This window comes from Streptomyces pseudogriseolus (assembly GCA_002154585.1).
GTDB classification, from domain to species: domain Bacteria; phylum Actinomycetota; class Actinomycetes; order Streptomycetales; family Streptomycetaceae; genus Streptomyces; species Streptomyces pseudogriseolus.
The window spans coordinates 1-512 of sequence record MUNG01000710.1; the positions used below are offsets into that span (position 1 = coordinate 1).

Consider the following 512-nt stretch of genomic DNA (forward strand, 5'->3'; position numbering starts at 1 on the left):
CCCGGCGCGCCGCCTGCGCCCGGATCCGCGCCGTGCGGAGCTGTCCGCGCAGCGGGCCGTGGGCGACGCCCTCGACGCCATGGACGGCGCCGGCTGGCACGCCCTGCACTCCCTGCCGCTCCCCGGCGGCCACCGCGTCCACCACCTGCTGATCGGCCCCGGCGGCCTGTACGCCCTGCACGTCCGGTCCGCCCACCGGCAGCGGGTGACCGTCGCGGAGCCCGGGGTGCGCATCGGCCGGCGCCCGCCCGAGCCCGTACTGCACCGGGTGCGCGCCGACGCCGACCGGGCCGCGTACGCCCTCACCGCCGAGGTCCGCCCGGTGCTGGTTCTGGCCGGCGCCCGGCGCGTGACGGTCACCGCCGTGCCGCGCGGGGTGTGGATCCTCACCGACGCGGAGGTGCCGGGCCTGGCCCGAGGGGGCGGGGTGCTGAAGCCCGCGGACGTCGAGGCGCTGTACGCGGCGGCACGGGACCGGAGGACGTGGGCGGGGTTGTGAGCGGGGGGTTGTG

General features: G+C 79.9%; 1 pseudogene. It reads left to right on the forward strand.

The annotated features are described in order from the left end of the window. Positions 1-499, forward strand: a pseudogene (locus CCN29_RS34250) (NERD domain-containing protein); the annotation flags it as partial. Positions 500-512: the final 13 nt, after the last annotated feature.